16 protein-coding genes are annotated in these 19,121 nt (G+C 57.4%); 12 read left to right on the forward strand and 4 right to left on the reverse strand.

Annotated elements, in window-relative coordinates:
* The first annotated feature begins 4 nt into the window (after nt 1-4).
* The 5 genes from rihB to V7Q49_RS00845 all read left to right on the forward strand — a co-directional run bounded on the left by rihB (nt 5) and on the right by V7Q49_RS00845 (nt 5,759).
* Nucleotides 5-937: a ribosylpyrimidine nucleosidase gene (rihB, locus tag V7Q49_RS00825; protein ID WP_333848833.1), complete on the forward strand. Its 933-nt coding sequence runs from the start codon at nt 5-7 to the stop codon at nt 935-937.
* 96 nt (nt 938-1,033) lie between these two features.
* On the forward strand, nt 1,034-2,287 hold the full coding sequence (locus V7Q49_RS00830; protein ID WP_333848834.1) for a NupC/NupG family nucleoside CNT transporter: 1,254 nt from the start codon (nt 1,034-1,036) through the stop codon (nt 2,285-2,287).
* 264 nt (nt 2,288-2,551) lie between these two features.
* Nucleotides 2,552-3,487 carry a pseudouridine kinase gene (locus tag V7Q49_RS00835; protein WP_333848835.1) on the forward strand — a complete coding sequence of 312 codons (936 nt, stop codon included), beginning with the start codon at nt 2,552-2,554 and terminating at the stop codon, nt 3,485-3,487.
* Nucleotides 3,480-4,415 carry a pseudouridine-5'-phosphate glycosidase gene (locus V7Q49_RS00840; RefSeq protein WP_333848836.1) on the forward strand — a complete coding sequence of 312 codons (936 nt, stop codon included), beginning with the start codon at nt 3,480-3,482 and terminating at the stop codon, nt 4,413-4,415. The genes V7Q49_RS00835 and V7Q49_RS00840 overlap by 8 nt, the downstream gene beginning before the upstream one ends.
* A 90-nt stretch (nt 4,416-4,505) precedes the next feature.
* A complete protein-coding gene (locus V7Q49_RS00845; RefSeq protein ID WP_333848837.1) occupies nt 4,506-5,759 on the forward strand; it encodes a NupC/NupG family nucleoside CNT transporter in 1,254 nt (417 codons plus the stop codon).
* 38 nt (nt 5,760-5,797) lie between these two features.
* Here the strand turns inward: V7Q49_RS00845 and V7Q49_RS00850 are convergent, their stop codons facing one another.
* From V7Q49_RS00850 to V7Q49_RS00860, 3 genes are all read right to left on the reverse strand, one after another.
* Entirely contained in the window at nt 5,798-6,874 is a 1,077-nt protein-coding gene (locus V7Q49_RS00850) for a sugar kinase (RefSeq protein ID WP_333850460.1), read from the reverse strand.
* A gap of 2 nt (nt 6,875-6,876) precedes the next feature.
* A complete protein-coding gene (gene nfo, locus V7Q49_RS00855; protein WP_333848838.1) occupies nt 6,877-7,734 on the reverse strand; it encodes a deoxyribonuclease IV in 858 nt (285 codons plus the stop codon).
* 65 nt (nt 7,735-7,799) lie between these two features.
* Nucleotides 7,800-8,846 (reverse strand): YeiH family protein, encoded by a 1,047-nt coding sequence (locus V7Q49_RS00860; RefSeq protein ID WP_333848839.1) that lies wholly within the window; start codon nt 8,844-8,846, stop codon nt 7,800-7,802.
* Between the two features lie 122 nt (nt 8,847-8,968).
* Here V7Q49_RS00860 and yieE point away from each other — a divergent pair, with 122 nt between their 5' ends.
* The 3 genes from yieE to cirA all read left to right on the forward strand — a co-directional run bounded on the left by yieE (nt 8,969) and on the right by cirA (nt 13,645).
* Entirely contained in the window at nt 8,969-9,835 is an 867-nt protein-coding gene (gene yieE, locus V7Q49_RS00865) for a DNA-binding transcriptional regulator YeiE (protein WP_333848840.1), read from the forward strand.
* A gap of 178 nt (nt 9,836-10,013) precedes the next feature.
* Entirely contained in the window at nt 10,014-11,483 is a 1,470-nt protein-coding gene (locus V7Q49_RS00870) for an amino acid permease (protein WP_333848841.1), read from the forward strand.
* Nucleotides 11,484-11,674: 191 nt separating this feature from the next.
* On the forward strand, nt 11,675-13,645 hold the full coding sequence (gene cirA / locus V7Q49_RS00875) for a catecholate siderophore receptor CirA (RefSeq protein WP_333848842.1): 1,971 nt from the start codon (nt 11,675-11,677) through the stop codon (nt 13,643-13,645).
* A 95-nt stretch (nt 13,646-13,740) separates the two neighbouring features.
* On the opposite strand, the gene fghA is transcribed toward cirA, so the two are convergent.
* Nucleotides 13,741-14,577 (reverse strand): S-formylglutathione hydrolase, encoded by an 837-nt coding sequence (gene fghA / locus V7Q49_RS00880; RefSeq protein ID WP_333848843.1) that lies wholly within the window; start codon nt 14,575-14,577, stop codon nt 13,741-13,743.
* A gap of 141 nt (nt 14,578-14,718) precedes the next feature.
* Between fghA and V7Q49_RS00885 the strand changes: the two genes are divergently transcribed.
* The 4 genes from V7Q49_RS00885 (at nt 14,719) to galS (ending at nt 18,991) form a co-directional block, all read left to right on the forward strand.
* Nucleotides 14,719-15,852, forward strand: a complete 1,134-nt coding sequence (locus V7Q49_RS00885; RefSeq protein WP_333848844.1) for a YbfB/YjiJ family MFS transporter — start codon at nt 14,719-14,721, stop codon at nt 15,850-15,852.
* A 117-nt stretch (nt 15,853-15,969) separates the two neighbouring features.
* On the forward strand, nt 15,970-16,638 hold the full coding sequence (gene folE / locus V7Q49_RS00890) for a GTP cyclohydrolase I FolE (protein ID WP_333848845.1): 669 nt from the start codon (nt 15,970-15,972) through the stop codon (nt 16,636-16,638).
* A 17-nt stretch (nt 16,639-16,655) separates the two neighbouring features.
* Nucleotides 16,656-17,813: a DUF418 domain-containing protein YeiB gene (yeiB, locus tag V7Q49_RS00895; RefSeq protein WP_333848846.1), complete on the forward strand. Its 1,158-nt coding sequence runs from the start codon at nt 16,656-16,658 to the stop codon at nt 17,811-17,813.
* Between the two features lie 155 nt (nt 17,814-17,968).
* Complete coding sequence (gene galS, locus V7Q49_RS00900; RefSeq protein WP_333848847.1) at nt 17,969-18,991, forward strand: HTH-type transcriptional regulator GalS; 1,023 nt, start codon at nt 17,969-17,971, stop codon at nt 18,989-18,991.
* Nucleotides 18,992-19,121: the final 130 nt, after the last annotated feature.

Here is a 19,121-nt window from a genome sequence, read left to right on the forward strand (position 1 = left end):
AAAAATGGAAAAGAGAAAAATTATTCTTGATTGCGATCCTGGCCATGACGATGCGATTGCCATAATGCTGGCGGCAAGACATCCCGCAATTGATTTATTAGGGATAACCATCGTTGCTGGTAATCAAACGCTGGATAAAACGTTAGTGAATGGATTAAATGTATGCCAGGCGCTGGATATTAACGTTCCGGTTTACGCGGGAATGCCACAGCCAATTATGCGCCAGCAGATCGTGGCCGATAATATTCATGGCGAAACAGGGCTGGATGGTCCGGTATTCGCACCATTAACCCGCAAAGCAGAAAGTACCCACGCGGTGAAATACATTATCGATACGCTGATGGCAAGCGACGGTGATATCACCTTAGTTCCCGTCGGCCCGCTGACTAACATTGCGGTGGCAATGCGGATGCAACCCGCGATTCTGCCTAAAATTCGCGAAATCGTGCTGATGGGTGGGGCATACAGGACAGGCAATTTCACGCCGTCCGCGGAATTCAATATCTTTGCCGACCCGGAAGCGGCTCGGGTGGTCTTCACCTCTGGCGTGCCGCTGGTAATGATGGGTCTGGATCTCACCAACCAGACGGCCTGCACCGCTGACGTGATCGCCAGGATGGAAAAAGTCGGCGGCCCGGCCGGTAAATTGTTCAGCGACATTATGAACTTCACCCTTAAAACCCAGTACGAAAACTACGGTTTGGCCGGGGGTCCGGTACACGACGCTACCTGTATCGGTTATCTCATTAATCCAGCCGGGATTAAAACCCAGGAGATGTATGTCGAAATCGATGTGAATAGCGGTCCCTGCTATGGCCGCACCGTGTGCGATGAACTGGGTGTGCTCGGTAAAGCGGCGAATACCAAAGTCGGGATCACTATCGATACCGGCTGGTTCTGGGATTTAGTGGAAGAGTGCGTGCGCAAGTACGCCTGATCTCCCTGAGTACAGGGGGTGTCTGCCATGCGACCCTGACGGGCGATCCCTGATTGCCCGTCACGCGATCCAACCGGCCATTAAGAGACAATCATTATGGACGTCATAAGAAGTGTTCTGGGTATGGTGGTATTACTGGCAATTGCGTTTCTGCTGTCGGTAAATAAAACGCGCATCAGCCTGCGCACCGTTGGGGCGGCGCTGCTGCTGCAAATTGCCATCGGCGGCATTATGCTCTATTTCCCACCGGGGAAATGGCTGGCAGAGCAGGCAGCGCTTGGTGTGCATAAAGTGATGATGTACAGCGATGCGGGCAGTGCCTTTATTTTTGGTTCTCTGGTCGGGCCGAAAATGGACAGGCTGTTTGACGGCGCCGGGTTTGTTTTCGCGTTTCGCGTGCTGCCCGCCATCATTTTTATTACCGCGCTGGTCAGTCTGCTTTACTACATCGGTGTGATGGGTTTGCTGATCCGCATCCTCGGCGGTATTTTCCAGAAAGCACTGAACATCAGTAAAATCGAGTCTTTTGTCGCCGTCACGACGATTTTCCTCGGACAGAACGAGATCCCGGCGATCGTGAAGCCGTTTATCGATCGACTCAATCGCAACGAGCTGTTTACCGCGATTTGCAGCGGGATGGCGTCCATCGCCGGTTCGACGATGATTGGTTATGCGGCGCTGGGCGTGCCCATTGACTATCTGCTGGCCGCGTCGCTGATGGCTATCCCAGGCGGCATCTTATTTGCCCGCTTACTTAGCCCGGCAACAGAAACGACTCAGGTGACTTTCGAAAACCTCTCTTTTACCGAAACACCGCCAAAAAGCGTTATTGAAGCAGCGGCGAGTGGAGCAATGACCGGGCTGAAAATCGCCGCCGGAGTCGCAACTGTGGTGATGGCGTTCGTTGCCATCATCGCGATGATCAACGGTATTATCGGTGGCGTCGGGAGCTGGTTTGGTTACGGTCATGCCACGCTCGAGGGAATCTTTGGCTATCTGCTGGCCCCGCTGGCGTGGTTGATGGGTGTTGACTGGAGCGATGCGCATCTTACCGGCAGCCTGATTGGGCAAAAGTTGGCGATTAATGAATTTGTTGCCTATCTCCACTTTTCGCCCTGGCTGCAAACTGCGGGACAGCTGGATGCGAAGACCATCGCCATTATCTCTTTTGCCCTCTGTGGTTTTGCCAACTTCGGATCCATTGGCGTGGTGGTGGGGGCCTTTTCTGCCGTCTCGCCCCGACGCGCACCGGAAATCGCGCAGCTGGGATTACGGGCGCTGGCGGCCGCTACACTCTCTAATCTGATGAGCGCTACCATCGCCGGACTCTTTATTGGTCTGGCTGGATAAGAGGATCGCCGCGAAAGCGGCGATTTTTTATTGCACTTAAACGTGCCACCGATCTCACTATTTTGTCGAAGCTAAAACTGTCTCTACAAATAACTGTGATTCTGTTCATATTCATTTGACGATCCTCTCTGCTCTCGCTTTACTTTCCTCTTCTTATGCATAATATGAACACATGTTTATAAATTAACATGTGCTCTAATAACTTTAAGTGTTACTACCTCGCTTAATAATCATTGCGATGGCCTGCGCGCCAGAGGATGTTCTATGCGTGAAAAGGATTATATTGTTGTTATTGGTTCTGCAAATATGGACGTGGCGGGATATTCACATGCTTCGCTCAATTATGCCGACTCTAATCCAGGGAAAATAAAATTCACCCCCGGCGGCGTAGGCCGCAATATTGCGCAAAATCTGGCGCTATTGGGTAAAAATGTCTGGCTTCTTTCCGCGGTAGGCGATGATTTTTATGGTCAGTCGCTGCTGTCACAAACCCAGGCCGCCGGGGTGCAGATCGACAAGTGCCAGGTCATCGCCGGGGAAGGCACCTCCAGCTATTTATCCTTGCTCGACAATACCGGGGAGATGCTGGTTGCCATCAACGATATGGCAATTTCTGACCACATTAATCCGTCCTATCTGGCCCACCATCTGGCATTTATCCGCGCTGCGAAAGCGGTGGTGCTGGACTGTAATCTCAGCGAATCCGCCCTCGCCTGGATCTTTGAGAATGCAGGCCAGACGCCGGTTTTCATTGATCCGGTCTCGGCCTGGAAATGCAGCAAGATCAGCGACTGGCTGGGCCATATCCACACCCTCAAGCCCAACCGGCTGGAGGCCGAAACCCTGAGCGGTATTCCGCTGACCTGCGCTGCGGATGCGCCGGAAGTGGCGGCCTGGTTTCACCAGCGTGGTCTGTTCCGGCTGGTGCTGAGCATGGGCGGCGACGGCGTTTATTACAGCGAGAACGCGGGAGAAAGCGGCTGGTCAGCGCCGTTTAAAACCCAGGTGGTCAACGTCACTGGCGCGGGCGACGCAATGATGGCAGGGCTCGCCTTCTGCTGGCTGGAAGGGGCCACATTTAAAGATTCCGTTCGTTTTGCTCAGGGCTGCTCTTCGCTGGCGCTGGCTTCCGTATTTACTAATAACCCTGATTTATCGTCTGAAAACGTTAACGCATTAATGGAGAGAGAACATGTCTGAATTAAAATTATCTGCTGAGTTCCTGCAAATTTCTCCTGAGGTTCAGGACGCTTTAAATAATAACCGACCCATTGTGGCGCTTGAATCCACCATTATTTCTCACGGCATGCCTTTCCCGCAAAATGCCCAGACGGCGCTGGAAGTGGAAGATGCGATCCGCCAGCAGGGCGTTATTCCGGCCACCATTGCGATTATTCATGGCGTAATGAAAGTCGGCCTGAGTAAAGAAGAAATTGAATTATTGGGTCGCGAAGGTCATGCGGTGACCAAAGTCAGCCGCCGGGATTTGCCCTTCGTGGTGGCGGCAGGCATCAACGGGGCAACGACGGTTGCCTCAACCATGATTATTGCGGCGATGGCCGGGATTAAGGTCTTTGCCACCGGTGGGATTGGCGGCGTTCACCGTGGTGCTGAGCATACCTTTGATATTTCCGCAGATTTACAAGAGCTGGCAAAAACCAACGTCGCCGTGGTCTGTGCAGGCGCGAAATCGATACTCGACCTCGGCTTAACTACCGAATATTTAGAAACCCAAGGCGTGCCGTTGATTGGCTACCAGACGCAGTCCCTGCCAGCCTTTTTCTGCCGCACCAGCCCGTTTGAGGTCAGCATTCGTCTCGACAGCGCCAAGGCCATCGCCCGGGCAATGGCAGTGAAATGGCAGACCGGCCTCAACGGTGGTCTGGTAGTGGCTAATCCCATCCCGGAACAGTTTGCGATGGCGGAAGAGACCATCAACGCGGCTATCGACCAGGCGGTAAGGGAAGCCGAAGAGCAGGGGGTTACCGGCAAAGCCAGTACCCCGTTCCTGCTGGCCCGCGTGGCGGAATTGACCGGTGGCGACAGCCTGAAATCGAACATTCAGCTGGTCTTTAACAACGCCCGCCTGGCCTGCGATATCGCGAAGGCTTATCAGCGTATGGCGTAACCCTTTCACAGGCAGTTTGCCGTCGCCTGTCTTCGCAGTGGAATCACGGATACCCGGCCTGTCGCCGGGTTTTCAGGTAAGGAAATCATTATGGACGTAATGAGAAGTCTGCTGGGTATGGCGGTACTGTTGGCGATAGCCTTCCTCCTGTCGGTTAATAAACGCCGTATCAGCCTGCGTACCGTCGGTGCCGCCTTCCTGTTGCAGGTGGCGATCGGCGGCATCATGCTCTATTTCCCACCCGGCAAATGGCTGGTCGAGCAGGCCGCCATCGGGGTGAGTAAAGTCATGTCCTACAGCGATGCCGGCAGCGCCTTTATCTTTGGGGCGCTGGTCGGGCCGAAGATGGACACCCTGTTTGACGGGGCCGGGTTCGTGTTTGCCTTCCGGGTGCTGCCCGCCATTATTTTTGTCACCGCACTGATCAGCCTGCTGTACTACATCGGGGTGATGGGGCTGCTGATCCGCGTGCTGGGCGGTATTTTCCAGAAAGCGCTGCGCATCAGCAAAATCGAATCCTTTGTCGCGGTGACCACCATCTTCCTCGGGCAGAACGAGATCCCGGCGATCGTGAAACCTTTTATCGACAAGATGAACCGCAACGAGCTGTTTACCGCTATTTGCAGCGGGATGGCGTCGATTGCCGGTTCGATGCTGATTGGCTACGCGGGGATGGGCGTACCGATTGATTATCTGCTGGCAGCCTCGCTGATGGCGATCCCCGGCGGGATCCTGTTTGCCCGTCTGCTGAGCCCGGCCACCGAGGAATCACAGGTCACCTTTGATAATCTCTCCTTCAGCGAGACGCCGCCAAAAAGCATTATCGAAGCCGCGGCGACCGGGGCGATGACCGGGCTGAAAATCGCCGCCGGGGTCGCGACGGTGGTGATGGCGTTTGTGGCGATCATTGCCCTGCTGAACGGCATGCTGGGCGGCATCGGCGGCTGGTTTGGTATCGAAAGCCTGAGCCTGGAGGGGCTGTTTGGCTACGCCCTCGCGCCGCTGGCGTGGATCATGGGCGTCGAATGGCAGGATGCGACCCTGGCGGGCAGCCTGATTGGCCAGAAGCTGGCGATTAACGAGTTCGTCGCCTATCTCAACTTCTCACCGTATCTGCAAACCGCCGGTCAGCTGGATGTGAAAACCATCACCATTATCTCGTTCGCGCTGTGCGGTTTCGCCAACTTCGGCTCGATTGGCGTGGTGGTCGGGGCGTTTTCTGCGGTATCGCCCCAGCGTGCCCCAGAGATCGCCCAGCTTGGCGTGCGGGCGCTGGTGGCGGCGACGCTCTCTAACCTGATGAGCGCCACCATTGCTGGGTTCTTTATCGGCTTAGCGGGATAGGGTAGGTCAGGCCGGGTAGCGACACTACCCGGCTTTTTTTACTGAGCGGCTTCGAGCAGAGACCAGGCGTTATCCACCGACAGGGTCGGATTATTAATGCTGTCACTGGCGCGGGAGAGTGCCGCACAGGCGAGGGCAAACCGGGCCGCATCGGCAAAATCGCTCCCGTCGAGGTAGCCGTAGACAAGACCCGCCATAAATGCATCGTCGGCACCGAAACGATCGACTACCGGATGCGCAGGAGGCGTCAGGTAGAACGGCTTTGCACCCTGCTCACTGCACAGCACCGAATCATCTTCCAGACAAACCACAATTCGCTGCACCCCTTTTTCATGCAGGGTGGTCAGCGCCGCCTGACGATCGTCGCACTCCGCCAGAATTTGCAGCTCTTTCAGGGTCGGCTTGAGGGTATGGATCCGCGACAGCCAGGGCTTGATTTTGTCGGCTTTAAATTCTGAAACCGTGTCAATAAACACCGGCACATCTCCGGCGAGGGTAAAGACCCACTCCAGGGATTCCGTCGTGAGATTACAGTCGGCCAACACCACCCCCGCATGGGCCAGCAGCTCGCGCGACTGGTTCAGCAGCTGCGGCGTCAGCCCCTGCAGGATGTGCGTGTCGTTGATGGCCAGCACGGTGTCGTCCTGCGGATTGGCAATCGACAGATAGGTCGCCGTGCTTTGCCCGTGCAGGCGGATCGTGCTCTGGACGTTCACACCCGCCAGCCGGGTTTGCTCCAACAGGGTTTCGCCATAAAAATCGCTGCCGACGGCGGAGATCAGGTGCACCTCGCGGCCCAGCAGCGCCAGGTTATGGGCAATATTTCGCGCCACGCCGCCCGCCGCGCACTGAATGGCCCCCGGATGGGAGGAGGGCTCAGGGAAGCGAATATCGGCCACGCCGCGAATATCCATATTGATGGCACCAAGCGCCACGCAATAATCCTGTTCGGTGAGGATATAGCCCTTACCCTTGATCGCTCCTTTACGCATCAAATCCATGATGTGTGCCGCCACGCGCGAGCGGCTTATGTCGAGGATCTGGGCGATTTCATGCTGCTGAATAAGAGGGTTACGACGCAGGATCTTCAGGATCTGCTTTTCCCTTTCGTTCATCATTATGCGGTGGCCTCGGCTATCTGTTGCGCTTTCAGCCAGGCGATCTCTTCCGCCCAGATATCCGGGTTGATGGTTTCGAGCACCATCGGAATGCCGTCGAAACGCGAGTCCTGCATGATAAAGCGGAACGCGTCATGGCCGATGTTGCCTTCACCCAGGCTGTGATGGCGGTCGACGCGGCTGCCAAAGGCGCTTTTCGCATCGTTGAGGTGCATGCCGCGCAGGTACTCAAAGCCCACAATGCGTTCGAATTCGGCGAAGGTTTTTGCACACTCTTCCGTGCTGCGCAGGTCGTAACCGGCGGCAAAGGCGTGGCAAGTATCAATGCAGACCCCAACCCGGGTTTTATCTTCCACGCCGTCGATGATGGCCGCCAGATGCTCGAAGCGGAAACCGAGGTTGCTGCCCTGTCCGGCGGTATTTTCAATCACCGCCGTCACCCCTTTGGTCTGCTCCAGCACGATATTGATCGACTCGGCGATCCGCGCCAGGCAGGCGTCTTCGGCAATCTGCGTCAGATGGCTGCCAGGGTGGAAGTTCAGCAGCGTCAGGCCGAGCTGCTCGCAGCGCTGCATCTCATCGAGGAAGGCCTCGCGGGATTTGTCCAGCGCCTCCTGAACCGGGTGACCGAGGTTAATCAGGTAGCTGTCGTGGGGCAGGATCTGGCCGGGGGTGAAACGGTATTTTTCGCAGGCCGCTTTGAACTCATCAATCACCTGAGTGGTTAAGGGTGCGGCGCGCCACTGGCGCTGATTTTTGGTGAACAGGGCGAAGGCGGTCGCCTCGATTTCGGCGGCACGAATGGCGGCATTCGCCAGACCGCCAGCAGCGCTGACGTGCGCTCCAACATATTTCATAAAGGGACTCCTGTTAACCCGCAAACGCTTATGATAGCGGGTTAACAGGAGAAGGATGAAGTGGTTTATGCCAGCAGGCTGTGAACCGCCAGGTTAATCGCACCCCCGCCAACAATCAGCCAGATGAAGAGCATCAGCGCCATCAGCAGCGGTTTGGCCCCGGCTTTTTTCAGGGCGCTGACGTGGGTGGTTAAGCCCAGCGCCGCCATCGCCATCGCCAGCAGCACGGTATCCAGAGTCACCAGCATATCGACCACGGCTTTGGGCAGCAGATGGAACGAGTTAAACACCGCCACCACAATAAACAGGATCGCAAACCACGGAATGGTGATTTTGCTCTTCTCGCCGCTGCCCGCCGGGGCGAGCTGTTTCACCCGCGCCGCCAGGAACAGCAGGAAGGGAGCCAGCATCATGACTCGCAGCATTTTGGCGATCACCGCCGCATTCTCCGCATCCGGGCTGATGGCGTGACCCGCCGCGACCACCTGGGCCACCTCATGCATCGTTGAGCCGATATAAATCCCGTAGGTTTCCGGGCTGAACCAGTGCGCCACCAGCGGATACATCGCCGGATAGAGGAAGATCGCCAGGGTCCCGAAGATCACCACCGTCGCCACGGCAACCGTCACCTTGCTGGCTTCGGCCTTCACCACCGGCTCGGTCGCCAGCACCGCCGCGGCGCCGCAAATGCTGCTGCCCGCGCCAATCAGCCAGCTGGTCTGTTTGTCGAGGCCGAATACCTTCTGGCCGATAAAGCAGGCCAGCATAAAGGTGCTGGTCAGGGTTAACACGTCGATGGCGATCCCGCTCACGCCCACATCAGCAATCTGCGCGAAGGTCAGGCGAAAGCCATACAGGATGATCCCGAGGCGCAGCAGGTGCTGCTTGGCAAAAATCACCCCGCTATCGCAGGGCTTGTAAATGCGCGGGTAGACCGTATTCCCGACGACCATCCCCAGCAGGATGGCCAGCGTCAGGGCGCTGAATCCTGCCCCGGCTACCGCCGGAATACTGCCGCCCCACAGCGCTGCGCCGGTGACCAGCGCGCTCAGCGCCAGGCCCGGAATGTAGTGCCACACTGGATGGTGATGCTGCAAAGTGAGTGTTGTCATAACCTTCTCCTTTTCTCTGGCTAAAGGTTACGGCGCGCTGGCTTAAAAATAAAATTGATTATATATTTATAATTAATCTCTATAAGTGGTAAGCAGGGCGCTTACCGTACCGGATAGCAACTATGCACATTACGTTACGCCAGCTCGAAGTCTTTGCCGAAGTGCTGAAAAGCGGGTCGACCACCCAGGCTTCCCAGATGCTGGCCCTGTCCCAGTCTGCGGTCAGCGCCGCGTTGACCGATCTTGAAGGCCAGCTGGGGGTTCAGCTTTTTGACAGGGTAGGGAAGCGGCTGGTGGTGAACGAGCACGGGCGCTTGCTCTATCCCCGCGCGCTGGCGCTGCTGGAGCAAACCGTCGAGATCGAACAGCTGTTCCGCGAGGACAACGGCGCTATTCGCGTCTATGCCAGCAGCACCATCGGCAACTACATTCTGCCGGAGGTGATTGCCCGCTACCGCCGCGATTTCCCAACGTTGCCGCTGGAGATGAGCGTCGGCAATAGTCAGGATGTGATCAATGCGGTAATCGATTTTCGGGTCGATATCGGTCTTATTGAAGGCCCGTGCCACAACGCCGACATCATTGCCGAACCCTGGCTGGAGGATGAGCTGGTGGTCTTTGCCTCGCCGGCCTCTTCTTTATTACAGCAGGAGGTGACGCTGGAGCGGCTGGCGCAGGCCCCGTGGATTTTGCGCGAGCAGGGGTCAGGCACGCGCGAGATCGTCGATTATCTGCTGCTTTCGCACCTGCCGCAGTTTCATATGGGCATGGAGCTGGGCAATTCGGAGGCGATTAAACATGCGGTGCGCCACGGTCTGGGCATCAGCTGCCTGTCGCGCCGGGTGATTGCCGAGCAGCTGGAGAGCGGTACGCTGGTGGAGATCCCCGTTCCGCTGCCGAAGCTGGTGCGTACCCTGTGGCGCATCCATCACCGCCAGAAGCACCTCTCCAACTCCCTGCAGCGTTTTCTGCGCTACTGCGAAATGTAACCCCGCCCGGCGGCGTTTTGCCCGCCGGGATCTCTTTCGCGCACCAATATCATTCTCTGCTTTACTTATAATCCTGGTCCGGTCATGAAGCTCTCTTATAACAGGGCATTTGTGCCGGAAGAGCTGGCGATCGTCTGCTACAATCGCGCCTCATTTTTTGAATGGACAGCATTTTCATATGGTTTCCGAAACTAAAACCACAGAAGCGCCCGCGCTACGTCGCGAACTCAAGGCGCGTCACCTGACGATGATTGCCATTGGCGGTTCTATTGGTACAGGTCTTTTTGTCGCCTCTGGGGCGACCATTTCTGCAGCGGGCCCTGGCGGCGCGCTCTTTTCCTATATCCTGATCGGTTTGATGGTCTACTTCCTGATGACCAGCCTGGGTGAACTGGCGGCATACATGCCGGTCTCCGGTTCTTTCTCCACCTACGGTCAGAAATACGTGGAAGAAGGCTTCGGCTTCGCGCTGGGCTGGAACTACTGGTACAACTGGGCGGTGACCATCGCCGTGGATCTGGTGGCCTCGCAGCTGGTGATGACCTGGTGGTTCCCGGATACGCCGGGCTGGATCTGGAGCGCGCTCTTCCTCGGGGTGATCTTCCTGCTGAACTACATCTCCGTGCGCGGTTTTGGCGAAGCGGAATACTGGTTCTCGCTGATCAAAGTCGCGACGGTAATCATCTTTATCGTCGTCGGCGTGGCGATGATTGTTGGCATCTTTAAAGGCACCGAACCCGCGGGCTGGAGCAACTGGGCCATTGGCGATGCACCGTTTGCCGGGGGCTTCTCGGCGATGATTGGCGTGGCGATGATCGTGGGCTTCTCCTTCCAGGGAACGGAGCTTATCGGCATTGCTGCCGGTGAATCCGAAAACCCGGAGAAGAACATTCCGCGCGCGGTGCGCCAGGTCTTCTGGCGTATTCTGCTGTTCTATGTGTTTGCGATCCTGATTATCAGCCTGATCATTCCGTATACCGATCCGAGCCTGCTGCGTAACGATGTGAAAGACATCAGCGTCAGCCCGTTCACCCTGGTGTTCCAGCATGCCGGTCTGCTCTCTGCGGCAGCGGTAATGAATGCGGTGATCCTGACGGCGGTACTGTCGGCGGGTAACTCCGGGATGTACGCCTCTACCCGTATGCTCTACTCCCTGGCCTGCGACGGCAAAGCGCCGCGTATTTTCGCTAAGCTGTCCCGTGGCGGCGTGCCGCGTAACGCGCTCTATGCCACCACCGTGATTGCCTGCCTGTGCTTCCTGACCTCAATGTTCGGTAACCAGACGGTTTACCTGTGGCTGCTGAACACCTCCGGGATGACGGGCTTTATCGCCTGGCTGGGTATCGCCATCAGCCACTACCGTTTCCGTCGCGGCTATGTGAAGCAGGGTTACGACATTAATAACCTGCCGTACCGCTCCGGGTTCTTCCCGCTGGGGCCGATCTTCGCCTTTGTGCTGTGTCTGATCATTACTTTGGGTCAGAACTACGAAGCCTTCCTGGCCGACACCATTGACTGGGGCGGCGTGGCAGCGACCTATATCGGTATCCCGCTGTTCCTGATCATCTGGTTTGGCTACAAGCTGGCGAAGGGCACGAAGTTTGTCAGCTATAGCGAAATGGACTTCCCGAATAGCTTTAAAAAATAACCGCAACGCCTCTCTTTAAACCCGCTCACTCGAGCGGGTTTTTTTATTGCCACAATCTGCACAATTGACATAAATTTTAACAATTGAATTGATAATGGTTATCGTTTGTCTTATCATTAGCATATTAATAAAAAAGCACTTGTGAGCAGTACCTGTTTGATTTTGTAGTGTTTACCTCATGGAGATCGTAAATGTTTAGGTTGAATCCCTTCGTTCGGGGAGGGCTGTGTGCGTCTGCTCTGTCCCTGGCCCTGCCGGTTGTTGCGGCGGAATCTGGCGACACTATGGTGGTGACCGCCTCGGCCAACGAGCAAAACCTGAAGGATGCCCCGGCCAGTATCAGCGTCATCACCCAGCAGGATCTGCAGCGCAAGCCGGTGCAGAACCTGAAAGATGTGTTAAAAGACGTTCCGGGCGTCCAGTTAACTGACGAAGGGGACAACCGTAAGGGCGTCAGTATTCGCGGTCTGGACAGCAGCTACACGCTGATCCTGGTTGACGGGAAGCGCGTCAACTCCCGCAACGCCGTTTTCCGCCATAACGACTTTGACCTCAACTGGGTGCCGGTTGACGCCATCGAACGTATCGAGGTGGTGCGCGGGCCGATGTCCTCCCTCTACGGCTCCGATGCCCTGGGCGGTGTGGTCAACATCATCACTAAAAAAATCGGCCAGAAATGGACCGGTACCCTCACCGCCGACAGCACCATTCAGGAGCACCGCGATCGCGGCGACACCTACGGCGGCCAGTTCTATACCAGCGGCCCGCTGGTGGATGGCGTCCTCGGCCTGAAAGCCTTTGGCAGCCTGCAGAAGCGCGATAAAGACGATCCACAGACATCATCGACCAGCGCCACGGGGGAAACTCCGCGCATCGAAGGCTTCACCAGCCGCGATGCCAACGTGGAATTTGCCTGGACCCCGAACGAGAACCACGACTTCACCGCGGGCTACGGCTTTGATCGTCAGGATCGTGATTCCGACTCGTTGGATCAGAACCGCCTTGAGCGCCAGAACTACTCCCTGAGCCACAACGGGCGCTGGGGCGTGGGCAACAGCGAGTTGAAATTCTACGGCGAGAAGGTCGATAACAAGAATCCGGGCAACAGCAACCCCATCACCTCCGAAAGTAACTCTATTGACGGCAAATACGTTCTGCCGCTGGGCGAAATCAACCAGCTCCTGACCTTTGGCGGCGAATGGCGTCACGACAAGCTGAAGGATCCGGTGAACATTACCGGCGGCAGCAGCAGCACGACCTCGGCGAGCCAGTATGCGCTGTTCCTGGAAGACGAATGGCGGATCTTCGAGCCGCTGGCGCTGACCACCGGCGTGCGTATGGATGACCATGAAACTTACGGCGACCACTGGAGCCCGCGTGCGTATCTGGTCTATAACGCGACCGATACCCTGACGGTAAAAGGCGGCTGGGCGACGGCATTCAAAGCGCCATCTCTGCTGCAGCTCAGCCCGGACTGGACCACCGGCTCCTGCCGTGGTGCCTGTGAAATCGTCGGCAGCCCGGACCTGAAGCCGGAAACCAGCGAAAGCTTCGAACTGGGCCTCTACTACAACGGGGAAGAGGGCTGGTTAGAGGGTGTGCAGGGTAGCATCACCGCCTTCCAGAACGACGTGGATGACCGCATCAGCATCCTGCGTACGGCGAATGTTAATCAGGCGCAGGGCTACCCGAACTATGTCGGACTGAATGCCGACGGCGAGCCGGTTTTCCGCTACTACAACGTCAATAAGGCGCGTATCCGTGGCCTGGAAACGGAAGTGAAGTTCCCGATTGCCGAAGACTGGCGCATGACGCTGAATTACACCTATAACGACGGGCGTGATATCAGCAACGGCGAGAACAAGCCGCTCTCCGAGCTGCCGTTCCATACCGCCAACGGCACGCTTGACTGGCAGGCAAGCCAGGCGTGGTCCTTCTATGTGCAGGGTAATTATACGGGTGAGAAACGCACCGTCACCGATGGTGCCGCAACGCCGGGCGGTTACGTGGTGTGGAACACCGGTGGCGCATGGCAGGCCACGAAAAACGTCAAGCTGCGTGCGGGGGTCATGAACCTGCTGGATAAAGATCTCAGCCGCGACGACTACAGCTACACCGAAGAAGGCCGCCGTTACTTTATGGCGGTGGATTACCAGTTCTGATTGTAGAACCGCCGGGCGGCGCTGCGCTTGCCCGGCCTACCGATATGCTCCCTCTCCCTGTGGGAGAGGGTTGGGGTGAGGGCATCAGGCCGCACTTACTTCAATAACTGCTGCGCATGGAAGCGCAGATGATCTTCAATAAACGACGCAATAAAGTAATAGCTGTGATCGTAGCCTGGCTGGATGCGTAACGTCAGCGGCCAGGCCTTCTGGCGCGCGGCCTCCGCCAGCACCGCCGGCTGTAACTGGCTTGCCAGGAACTGATCCGCATCACCCTGATCGATAAGCGTTGGGATCGCCTGTTCCGGCTGGCTGGCCAGCATCAGCGCACAGCTGTCCCACGCCTGCCAGGTCTCGGCATTCTCGCCCAGGTAATTCGTGAACGCTTTCTGCCCCCACGGCACCTGGGACGGGTTTACGATCGGCGCAAAGGCCGACACGCTGACGTATTTACCCGGATTTTTCAATGCCATTACCAGCGCACCGTGGCCGCCCATCGAGTGGCCGCTGATCGCACAGCGATCGGACACCGCGAACTCCGCCTGGATCAGCGCCGGCAGCTCATCGCGCAGGTAATCGTACATCCGGTAATGCCGCGCCCAGGGTTCCTGGGTGGCATTCAGGTAGAATCCGGCGCCTTTGCCCAGGTCGTAACCGGCATCGTCCGCTACGTCATCGCCGCGCGGGCTGGTGTCGGGCATAACCAGAGCGATCCCCAGCTCCGCCGCCACCCGCTGGGCACCTGCTTTGGTCGTGAAGTTCTCATCGTTGCAGGTCAGGCCGGAGAGCCAGTACAGCACCGGCGGTTTTGCCGCACCGGTAGCCGGGGGCAGAAAAATACTGAACGTCATCGCGCAGTTCAGCACCGCCGAGTCATGACGCCAGCGCTGCTGTCGACCTTCAAAACAGTGGTGCTCTTCGAGCAGTTCCATGCAGGGCTCCTTCAGGAAGGGTGTATAGAGAGATGGAAGTCATAATACAGATAATTCAATAACGCGTGAGTAACTTTCACTTCCGCATTAACGACATATCCTGCATCATGAATTTACGAAACTTTAACAACTGGAGTGGTCATGGCGCTGCGTATCGCGCTCAGCGGATTTGTGGTTCTGGTGGTGGCGATGGGAATAGGGCGCTTTGCCTTTACCCCACAGGTGCCACTGATGATTGCGGCAGGGCAACTGACCCTGACCAGCGCCGGGCTGGTGGCGGCAATGAACTATCTCGGCTATCTGGTGGGGGCATGGGATGCCATGCGCGCGCACCGGTTTGTCGAGGGCCGTCTGTGGCTGGGGATTGTGGGCGCGGTGGCGCTAACCCTGCTCTCAGCCGTTGCGGATAACGCCCTGGTCCACGGGCTGCTGCGGTTTGTGATTGGCTGCATGAGCGGCTGGTCGATGGTGCTGGTGGCCGCCTGGACCAACGAGCGGCTGGCCCATTTCGGCAAGCCGGGCCTGAGTGCCGCGGTCTTCGCCGGGCCGGGGGCAGGCATCACTATCAGCGGTCTGCTGGCGGTATGGATCCAGGCGCACGGGTTGTCGGCCAGCGCCGCCTGGCAAATCTACGGCGTGCTGGCCCTGGTGCTGATCGCGCTGGTGGCTCGCTATCTGCCGCGGGCCGGACAGCTGCATCGTCCGGGCACCACGCCGGAGCCGCTGACGCTGACCCGCAATTTGCGTCGTCTGGTCTGGAGCTACAGCCTCGCCGGATTTGGCTACATCCTCCCGGCGACCTTTTTGTCGCAGATGGCGGCGCTGCGCTTCCCGGGCAGCGCGTTTGCCCAGTTTGTCTGGCCGGTGTTCGGCGTGGCCTCGGTGCTGGGCATTGCCCTGAGTATTGCCCTGCGCCATGTCTCCACCTCGAATCGCAGGCTGGCGCTGGTGCTCTGGCTGCAGGCGGTGGGGGTGATTGCCGCCTGGCTGCTGCCGGGGATGGCCGGTCTGGTGACCGGGGCGCTGTTAGTGGGTGGCGGATTTTTATGTGCGGTGCAGCTCTCGTTGCTCTACGGGCGCGAGCTGGCACCGAATCATACGCGGTACATGGCCGGGTTACTGACGACCGGCTATGCGGTCGGGCAGCTGATTGGCCCGATGACCTCGGCGCTGTCGAGCTGGCTTACTCAGCAGCTGGAGCCCGCTCTGGGCCTTGCGGGTGTCGCCCTTTTCGTGGCGGGTGGGCTGGTCTGGCAGCGTCAGGTTGAAAGGTAACGGCAATTGGAATAATTATCGCGGTGAATACTGGATTATGCTCGCCGCCTCACGCACAATGAGTGCACATTTTGCCCCACGGAGGGCAGAAGAGCACCGCACCTGCAGGAGAAAAGAATGTCATCAATGAGTAAAGAAGCAGCTCTCGTCCACGAGGCGCTGGTCGCACACGGTCTCGAAACCCCGCTGCGCCCACCGGTTCAGGATCTGGACAACGAAACGCGTAAACGTCTTATTTCCGGGCATATGACCGAAATCATGCAGCTGCTGAATCTCGATTTGAGCGATGACAGTCTGATGGAGACCCCGCGTCGCATCGCCAAAATGTATGTCGATGAGATTTTCTCGGGGCTGGATTATGCCAACTTCCCGAAAATCACCGTCATTGAAAACAAAATGAAGGTGGATGAAATGGTGACGGTGCGTGATATCACCCTGACCAGCACCTGTGAACACCATTTTGTCACCATCGACGGCAAAGCGACCGTGGCCTATATTCCGAAGGACGCGGTAATTGGCCTGTCGAAGATTAACCGCATCGTGCAGTTCTTTGCCCAGCGTCCGCAGGTGCAGGAGCGTTTAACCCAGCAGATCCTCATCGCGCTGCAGACGCTGCTTGGCACCAACAACGTGGCGGTTTCCATTGATGCGGTACATTATTGCGTGAAAGCGCGCGGCATTCGCGATGCGACCAGCGCCACCACCACGACCTCTTTGGGTGGCCTGTTTAAATCAAGCCAGAACACCCGTCAGGAGTTCCTGCGCGCCGTGCGTCATCGCGACTGATCGTTAGGGCAGAATACATGGAAAGAAATGTCACGCTGGATTTCGTTCGTGGCGTCGCGATTCTGGGTATTCTGCTGCTCAATATTAGCGGCTTCGGTCTGCCGAAAGCCGCTTATCTCAATCCTGCCTGGTATGGCGATATTACCCTCAGCGACGCCTGGACATGGGCGGTGCTGGATCTGTTCGCCCAGGTTAAATTCCTCACTCTGTTTGCCCTGCTGTTCGGGGCTGGCCTTCAGCTGCTGCTGAAACGCGGTAAACGCTGGATCCAGGCCCGACTTTCGCTGCTGGTCCTGCTCGGCTTTATTCATGGCCTGCTGTTCTGGGACGGCGATATTCTGCTGGCCTATGGGCTGGTGGGGCTGATCTGCTGGCGCATTATCCGCGATGCGCAGGATATTAAAAATCTCTTCAATACCGGGGTGGTGCTGTTCGTCATCGGCGTTGCCATTCTGCTGCTGCTGGGAGTGATTTCGGGCGGCTCCACCAATCGCTCCTGGGTGCCAGATGCGGCCAACCTGCAGTATGAGCAGTACTGGAAGCTGGGCGGCGGAGCGGAGGCCATCAGCAACCGGGCCGATATGCTGGGTAACAGCCTGCTGGCGCTTGGCGCGCAGTATGGCTGGCAGCTGGCGGGGATGATGCTGATCGGCGCTGCGCTGATGCGTACCGGCTGGCTGAAAGGCGAATTTAGCCTGCGTCATTACCGGCGTACCGGGCTGTGGCTGGTGCTGATCGGTCTGGCGATTAATCTCCCGGCGGTGATCGCCCAGTGGTATGTGAGCTGGGATTATCGCTGGTGTGCGTTTCTGTTACAGGCGCCGCGCGAGCTGAGCGCGCCGTTTCAGACCATAGGCTATGCCGCGCTGATGTATGGCTTCTGGCCACAGCTCTGCCGTTTCCGGCTGGTCATGGCGATAGCCTGCGTGGGGCGTATGGCGCTCAGCAACTACCTTCTACAGACACTGATCTGCACGACTCTGTTCTATCACCTCGGCCTGTTTATGCAGTTCGATCGCCTGCAGCTGCTGGGCTTCGTTCTGCCCATCTGGCTGGTGAATATCCTGTTCTCCGTTTTCTGGCTGCGTCATTTCCGTCAGGGACCGCTGGAGTGGCTGTGGCGACAATTGACCGCACGTGCTGCAGGGGTTTCATCAAATAATACATCCGGATAACGATCTGGATCACAATCATTAACAAAACGGATGTAACCGTTTTCATCCTTGTGAGCTTCTTCACGTAGTCCTCCCGTTCTCGCTGCCAGAATAGTCACCTTGCTAAACACAGGGGGTGTCTGTGAGTTGCTGCAATCTAAATAAGGATGGTGAATATGATCACCATTCGTGACGTCGCGCGTCAGGCGGGCGTTTCTGTCGCTACCGTTTCCCGGGTTCTTAACAACAGCGCGCTGGTCAGTCCGGAGACGCGCGAGAGCGTGATGAAGGCCGTCACCGCGCTGGGCTACCGGCCAAACGCTAACGCCCAGGCGCTGGCGACCCAGGTCAGCGACACCATCGGCGTGGTGGTGATGGACGTGTCGGATGCCTTCTTTGGTGCCCTGGTGAAAGCCGTGGACATGGTCGCTCAGGAGCACCAGAAATACGTGCTGATCGGCAACAGCTATCACGAGGCGGAAAAAGAGCGTAATGCCATTGAGGTGTTGATTCGCCAGCGCTGTAACGCCCTGATTGTGCACTCAAAAGCCTTAAGCGATGAAGAGCTCTCTTCCCTGATGGAGCAGATCCCCGGCATGGTGCTGATCAACCGCATCGTGCCCGGCTATGCCCACCGCTGCGTCTGCCTTGATAACGTCAGCGGAGCGATGATGGCGACGCGGATGCTGGTGAATAACGGCCATCAGCGCATCGGCTATCTTGCATCAAGCCACCGCATTGAAGATGACGAAATGCGGCGTGAAGGCTGGCAGAAAGCCTTGCTGGAGCAGGGCATTGCCGCATCGGACAGCTGGATCGGCACCGGCGCGCCGGACATGCAGGGCGGGGAAGCGGCCATGGTGGAGCTGCTCGGGCGCAACCTGCAGCTGACCGCGGTCTTTGCCTATAACGACAGCATGGCCGCAGGCGCGCTGACGGCGCTGAAAGATAACGGCATTGCGGTGCCACAGCATCTGTCATTGATTGGTTTCGATGATATCCCGATTGCCCGTTACACCGACCCACAGCTGACGACGGTGCGCTACCCGATCGCCTCTATGGCGCGGCTGGCCACGGAGCTGGCGTTACAGGGCGCCGCAGGGAAGCTGGATATCAACGCAACACACTGTTTCATGCCGACTTTAGTGCGTCGCCATTCGGTTGCCATTCGGCAAATTGTGGCACCGATCACTAACTAATAATTCGCCGTGATGTAACCGTTTTCAATTTGTGAGTAAATTCACAGTAAGTTAACAATGCGCTGTCTATGATGTCAGCGTTTTAGTGACTGAAACGTTATGTAACGGTGAATAATCACTTTCACTATAG

Origin of the sequence: Leclercia sp. (genome assembly GCF_036780805.1) — a bacterium.
Taxonomy (GTDB): domain Bacteria; phylum Pseudomonadota; class Gammaproteobacteria; order Enterobacterales; family Enterobacteriaceae; genus Enterobacter.